Annotated in this window: 1 protein-coding gene; it reads right to left on the reverse strand. The window is 69.1% G+C overall.

The window, feature by feature from the left end:
- Positions 1–4 precede the first annotated feature (4 nt).
- Complete coding sequence (gene dxs, locus ACO1BU_RS37095) at positions 5–1,948, reverse strand: 1-deoxy-D-xylulose-5-phosphate synthase (protein ID WP_424140861.1); 1,944 nt, start codon at positions 1,946–1,948, stop codon at positions 5–7.
- Positions 1,949–1,959 lie beyond the last annotated feature (11 nt).

Genomic DNA, 1,959 nt, shown 5'->3' on the forward strand with positions numbered 1-1,959 from the left:
GCCCCTAAGCTCTGGCGGGTCTGATGGCCTGGTCCTGGCCGAGGGCGTCGCGTGCGGCGCGTGCGATCTGGGGTGCGTTGAGGCCGGCGAGGTCGTACTGCTTTTTGGGTGTATCGTGGTCGATATAGGTATCGGGCAGGGTAAGGGGTCGGAAGCGCAGCTCCCCGTCCAGCAGGCCTGAGAGGGCCAGGTGCTGGGCGACGAGGCTGCCGAAGCCGCCCACCGAGCCCTCTTCCACGGTCAGCAGCACGGCATGGGTCCGGGCCAGGCGGTCGATGAGCTCGGTATCCAGCGGCTTGGCGAAGCGCGCATCCGCGACCGTGCAGGACAGGCCCTGGGCTGCGAGTTCCTCGGCGGCCTTGAGGGCCTCTCCGAGGCGGGTGCCGTAGGAGAGGATGGCGATGGTGTTGCCTTCCCGGAGCACGCGGCCCTTGCCGATGGGCAGGACCGTGCCGCGGGCCGGCAGTTCGAGGCCGGTGCCCTCGCCGCGCGGGTAGCGGAAGGCGATCGGGCCGCTGTCATGGGCGGCGGCGGTCGCGACCATATGGGTCAGCTCCACCTCATCGGCGGCGGCCATCAGGGTCATGTTGGGGATGCAGCCGAGATAGGCGATGTCATAGGCCCCGGCATGGGTCGCCCCATCGGCGCCGACCAGCCCCGCCCGGTCCATCGCAAAGCGCACCGGCAGGTTCTGCAGGGCCACGTCATGGACCACCTGGTCATAGGCGCGCTGGAGGAAGGTCGAGTAGATCGCGACAAAGGGCCGCAGCCCTTCGGTTGCCATGCCGGCGGCAAAGGTCACCGCATGCTGCTCGGCGATGCCCACATCGAAGGTCCGGCGCGGGAACTTCTTCTCGAAGGCATCCAGCCCCGTCCCGCTCGGCATGGCTGCCGTGATCGCCACGATCCGCGGGTCCGCCTCGGCCTCGGCCATCAGCGCCTGGGCGAAGACCTTGGTGTAGGAGGGCGGGCCCGGAGGCGCCTTGGTCTGCTCGCCGGTGATGACGTTGAACTTGACCACGCCGTGGTACTTGTCGGCCGCGGCCTCGGCCGGCGCGTAGCCCTTGCCCTTCTGGGTCACCACATGCAGCAGGATGGGCCCGCTTTCCTCGGCGTCCCGCAGGTTGCGCAGCACGGGCAGCAGGTGGTCCAGGTCATGCCCGTCGACCGGGCCGACATAGTAGAAGCCCATCTCCTCGAACATGGTCCCGCCGGTCAGCATGCCGCGGGCATATTCGTCCGCACGGCGGGCAGCCTGGGCGATCGGGCGCGGGAAGCGCCGGGCCAGGCGCGCCATCACCTCGCGGATGGACAGGAAGGGGCGGGACGAGATCAGGCGCGACAGATAGGCCGACATGGCGCCCACGGGCCGGGCGATGGACATGTCGTTGTCGTTCAGGATGACGATCAGGCGCGACTTCATCGCGCCCGCATTGTTCATCGCCTCATAGGCCATGCCGGCCGACATGGCGCCATCGCCGATCACCGCGATGACGTTCTGCTCGGCCCCCTGCCCCTGGCCCTGGCTGGCCAGCAGGTCGCGCGCGACCGCCATGCCGAGCCCGGCCGAGATGGAGGTCGAGGAATGCGCCGCCCCGAAGGGGTCGTACTCGCTCTCCGAGCGCCGGGTGAAGCCGGACAGGCCGCCCCCCTGGCGCAGCGTGCGGATGCGGTCCCGCCGCCCCGTCAGGATCTTATGCGGATAGGCCTGGTGGCCCACATCCCAGATCAGCCGGTCGGAAGGGGTGTCGAAAATGGCATGCAAGGCCACCGTCAGCTCCACTACACCCAGGCTCGCCCCCAGATGCCCGCCCGTGGTCGAAACCGCATGCACCGTCTCGGCCCGTAACTCATCCGCCAGCTGCCGCAACTGCTCCGGCGAGAAATTCCGCAGGTCCGCAGGCACGCGAACCCGGTCCAGCAACGGCGTCTCAGGCACGGAGCTCATGACGGTTTCCT

The sequence above is a fragment of the Roseomonas chloroacetimidivorans genome, from assembly GCF_049629625.1.
Classification (GTDB): domain Bacteria; phylum Pseudomonadota; class Alphaproteobacteria; order Acetobacterales; family Acetobacteraceae; genus Roseomonas; species Roseomonas chloroacetimidivorans.